The 4,046-nt window shown below is 72.1% G+C and carries 6 protein-coding genes; 2 read left to right on the top strand and 4 right to left on the bottom strand.

The genetic code is table 11. From position 1 onward, the window contains the following. The 4 genes from UK23_RS50995 to rimP form a co-directional block, all read right to left on the bottom strand. Positions 1–1,055, bottom strand: a 1,055-nt coding sequence (locus UK23_RS50995; protein ID WP_196778165.1) for a translation initiation factor IF-2 N-terminal domain-containing protein, incomplete at its 3' end; no start/stop codon positions are given. Positions 1,056–1,142: 87 nt separating this feature from the next. Continuing rightward, positions 1,143–1,391, bottom strand: a complete 249-nt coding sequence (locus tag UK23_RS51000) for a YlxR family protein (RefSeq protein ID WP_419503931.1) — start codon at positions 1,389–1,391, stop codon at positions 1,143–1,145. A 117-nt stretch (positions 1,392–1,508) separates the two neighbouring features. Beyond that, the gene (gene nusA, locus UK23_RS44870; RefSeq protein WP_045317953.1) at positions 1,509–2,522 is read right to left on the bottom strand and encodes a transcription termination factor NusA; all 1,014 of its coding nucleotides are present in this window, start codon (positions 2,520–2,522) and stop codon (positions 1,509–1,511) included. Next, positions 2,519–3,043: a ribosome maturation factor RimP gene (gene rimP, locus UK23_RS44875; protein WP_045317954.1), complete on the bottom strand. Its 525-nt coding sequence runs from the start codon at positions 3,041–3,043 to the stop codon at positions 2,519–2,521. The genes nusA and rimP overlap by 4 nt, the downstream gene beginning before the upstream one ends. Positions 3,044–3,171: 128 nt before the next feature. Between rimP and UK23_RS51005 the strand changes: the two genes are divergently transcribed. Further along, complete coding sequence (locus tag UK23_RS51005) at positions 3,172–3,615, top strand: hypothetical protein (protein ID WP_231114975.1); 444 nt, start codon at positions 3,172–3,174, stop codon at positions 3,613–3,615. Then, positions 3,612–4,040, top strand: a complete 429-nt coding sequence (locus UK23_RS51010; protein ID WP_052685611.1) for a ferritin-like domain-containing protein — start codon at positions 3,612–3,614, stop codon at positions 4,038–4,040. Before UK23_RS51005 ends, UK23_RS51010 begins: the two co-directional genes overlap by 4 nt. The last annotated feature ends 6 nt before the right edge of the window (positions 4,041–4,046 follow it).

The raw sequence follows: 4,046 nt of genomic DNA on the forward strand, positions 1-4,046 counted from the left end.
CCACCGGGACGACCGCCGCCACCGCCACCGCCACCGGGACGGCCACCGCCGCCACCAGGGCCGGGACGACCGCCGCCACCGGCGGGGCGACCCGGCATCATGCCGGGGTTCGGGCGCGGAGGCATGTTGCCCGGGTTGGGGCGAGGACCGCCCTGACCGGGACCGCCGGGACGAGGACCGCCCTGGCCGGGGCCGGGACGACCGCCACCCTGAGCGGCAGCCGGACGCGGACCACCCTGACCGGGCGCACCGCTCGGACGGGGGTTGGCCGGACGCGGGTCACCGGGCTTCGGGCCCTGACCGGAAGGACGGTCGCCGCCCTGCTCCGGACGCGGGCCGGGACGAGGCCCGGGACGCGGGCCGGGAGCGTTGCCGCCACCGACGCCGAAGGGGTTGTTGCCCGGACGCGGGGCACGCGGGCCGGCAGGCTTGGGAGCCTGCGTGCGCGGCGGCACCACGGACGGGGACTGCTGACCACCGGCGGACGCGGCCGGAGCCTGCGGCTGCTGGGGCTGGGACTGCTGCGGAGCCGGACGCGGGCCCGGACGCGGACCGCTACCCGGCTTGGAGCCGGACGCGGGGGCAGCCTTGGGAGCGGCCGGAGCCGACTCGGCGGGTGCCGGTGCGGCGGCGGCCGGAGCCTGCTGCTCGGGTGCGGGTGCCGCGGGAGCCGGAGCCTGCGCGGCAGGAGCTGCCGGAGCGGGCTTGGGCGCCGGCGGGCGCGGGGCCGCGGGCTTCGGGCCGGGCATGGCCTTCGGCGCGGCGGGAGCCGCGGACGTGCTGTCGGCCGCCGCGGGCTTGGACTCCGCCGGTGCGGCGGGCGCTGCGGCGGCAGCGGGTGCGGGTGCCTTGGGCTTCGGAGCGGACGGCTTGGGAGCCGACGGCTTCGAGGACTTGGCTTCGTAGGCGTCGCGAAGGCGCCGGGCCACGGGGGCCTCGACGGTCGACGACGCGGACTTCACGTACTCGCCCTGTTCGGCGAGCTTGTTCAGAACTTCCTTGCTCGTAACACCGAGCTCTTTCGCGAGCTCATGTACGCGGGCCTTGCCTGCCACTGCTCTCCTTGGTTGTGAGGCCGGCGGGCAAGTCCCATCGACCTCGTCTTAACGTCGCGCGTTCATGTCTTCAGCTTCACGGCTGACTCATGACGGGTCGACCTGCTTCCTCGTTGCTTGCTGGCCACGGGGCTGTCCCGCGGCCAAGTGCCCGTGCTGCTCCAGGTGCTCGCGCAACAAAGCGACGTCGAGTGCTCCCTGGACCCGGAGGGCCCGTGAGAACGCCCGTCGCCGCTCGGCGTTGCGGAGACATTCGAGATCGAAATGCAACCAAGCACCCCGACCAGGAAGCCGCCGACGGAGGTCCGGAACCACCGAACCGTCCACCGCGACCACACGCAGCAGCTCAGAGGGCAACGTCCTGGCGCGGCATCCGATGCACGTACGAACAGGGCCGATGTGTTGGGTTGCCGAACCCGACGTTGAACCGTTGATGAGTCTATCCCCTGGAGCTCATTCGGCCGAACTGGATGTGACCGCACCGGCGGCCGGAGCCTCCGCGTCACTGCGGATGTCGATGCGCCAGCCGGTCAGGCGGGCGGCCAGGCGGGCGTTCTGGCCCTCCTTGCCGATCGCCAGCGACAGCTGGAAGTCCGGCACCACGACGCGTGCCGTCTTGGCGCGCTCGTCGAGCACCCGTACGGACACAACCTTGGCCGGGGACAAAGCATTCCCGACGAAAGTGGCGGGGTCGTCCGAGTAGTCGATGATGTCGATCTTCTCGCCACCGAGCTCATGCATCACGTTGCGCACACGGGCGCCCATCGGGCCGATGCAGGCACCCTTGGCGTTCACACCGGCAACCGTTGATTTCACCGCGATCTTCGAACGGTGACCTGCCTCACGTGCCACCGCGGGGATCTCCACGGTGCCGTCCGCGATCTCCGGGACCTCGAGGGCGAACAGCCGCCGCACGAGGTTCGGGTGCGTCCGCGAGAGTGCGATCTGCGGTCCGCGCGCGCCGCGGGACACGCTCACGACGTAGCACTTGATGCGCTCGCCGTGGTTGTACTGCTCGCCCGGCACCTGCTCGGCCGGCGGCAGCACGCCCTCGGTGTCGCCCACCTGCACGACGACCATGCCGCGGGCGTTCGCGCGGGCGTCGCGCTGGACGACACCGGCGATGATCTCGCCCTCCTTGGCCGCGAACTCGCCGAAGGTGCGCTCGTGCTCGGCGTCGCGCAGGCGCTGCAGGATGACCTGCCGCGCCGTCGTGGCGGCGATGCGGCCGAAGCCTTCCGGAGTGTCGTCCCACTCCTCCTGCACCGCGCCGTCCGGACCCAGGTCCTGCGCGAGCACGCGCACGACGCCGGACTTGCGGTCGATCTCCACGCGCGAGTGCGTGGCGTGTCCTTCGGTGTGCTTGTAGGCGGTCAGCAGTGCTGACTCGATCGCCTCCAGGACCGTCTCGAAGGGGATGTCCTTTTCACGTTCGATCGCCCTCAGGGCGGCGATGTCGACGTTCACCTCGGCTCCTCCTTCGGTGCTTTCCGAGTGAGCCGAGCCAGTTCCTCGACCGGCGGCTGCTTGAACTCGATCTCCATGACCGCGCGTTCGATGTGGCGGTACTCCACGCGTCGCAGCTCGTCCTTGTGCAGCAGCTCGACACCGGTCTCGTCGCACTCGCCGACCCGGCCGAACCACTCGGCCTGCTCCGGCTGCTTGATCTTCACGAGACGCAGGTGCGCGCGCTTCCAGTGGCGCTGGTGGGTCAACGGCCGGTCGACACCCGGCGAGGTGACCTCGAGGGTGTACGGCCCGTTGATGATGTGGTCGTGCTCGTCGAGCGCGGCGGAGACCACCCGGCTCGCCTCGGCGACCTCGTCGAGCCCGATGCCGTCCTCGCCGTCCACGACGACCTTGACCAGACGGCGGCGCCCAGCCTGATTCACGTCGAGTGCGTCGAGGTCGAAGCCGACGGCCTCGAGCGCTTCCCGCACAACGGGTGCTAGCTGCGCGGCAAGCTCTCCGCGCGGCGGGCTGGACACGTGGTGTCTCCTTCAGTTCGAACGCATGAAAACCCCGGCCGACGGTGTTTCGGCGGCCGTGGACGCCCAGACTATCTCCTTTGCCCGGCTCCCACCGCGCCGCACGGCTGCTGGCAATATGGGTTCGCGTGATCTCCGAATCGGTCAGCCGCCGCCGTGTGCTGCTCGCGGTGGCCGTCGCACCGCTCGCCGTTGCGTGCACCACAGAGCCGCAGAAGCCCCCGCCGCCGGACCCGTTGTCGGCGCTCGCGGCCCAGGCCCGTGCGGACGCCGCGCTGGCCAAGACGCTCACCACGGTGCCGGGTGCCGCGGAGATCTCCACCGCCCGCGAGACGCACGCCAGGCTGCTGCAGGCCGAGGTCGACCGCGAACGCCCGCCGCTCTCCTCGACGGCACCGGCCGCGCCCACGGCCCCGCCCACGCCACCGGACCCGCTGGCGGCGTTGAAGACCGCGCTCGACGAGGCCGTGCGCGACGCCTCGGCGATCGTCGCGACGCTGCCCAGCTACCGCGCCGGGCTCGTCGGTTCGGTGGCCGCCGGCTGCGCCTCGCTGAGGGAGGTGCTCGTATGAGCGTGGAATCCGTTCAGACCGCGCTCGGCACCGAGCACGCGGCGTTGTGGACTTACGGCATGGTGTCGGCGTTCCTGGGCAACCAGGCCGCGGCCGTGACGGAGGGCTCGAACGCGCACCGTGCCCGCCGGGACACGACCGAGCGGTGGCTGCGGGACAAGGGCGCGACCCCGAACCCGCCCGCCGCCGCCTATCTGCCGCCCGCGCCGGTGTCGGACGGGCCGTCCGCGCTGGCCGCGTTGATCGCCGTCGAGCAGGACACGTGCGCGGCGTGGCGCGGGGTTCTGGAGCGCACGGACGAGTCGGTGCTGCGGACCTCCGCGCTGGACGCGTTGACGGCGGCTGCGGTGCGGGCGACACGGTGGCGCAAGGCCGCAGGCACGAACCCGGCATCCATCACGATGCCGGGTGTCGCCTCGGGCTGATGGCGT

The organism is Lentzea aerocolonigenes (assembly GCF_000955955.1).
Taxonomy (GTDB): Bacteria; Actinomycetota; Actinomycetes; order Mycobacteriales; family Pseudonocardiaceae; genus Lentzea; species Lentzea aerocolonigenes_A.

Excerpts from the sequence above, each read along its gene's own strand:
- UK23_RS51010 (WP_052685611.1), top strand. The coding sequence starts at position 3,612 with ATGAGCGTGGAATCCGTTCAGACCGCGCTCGGCACCGAGCACGCGGCG.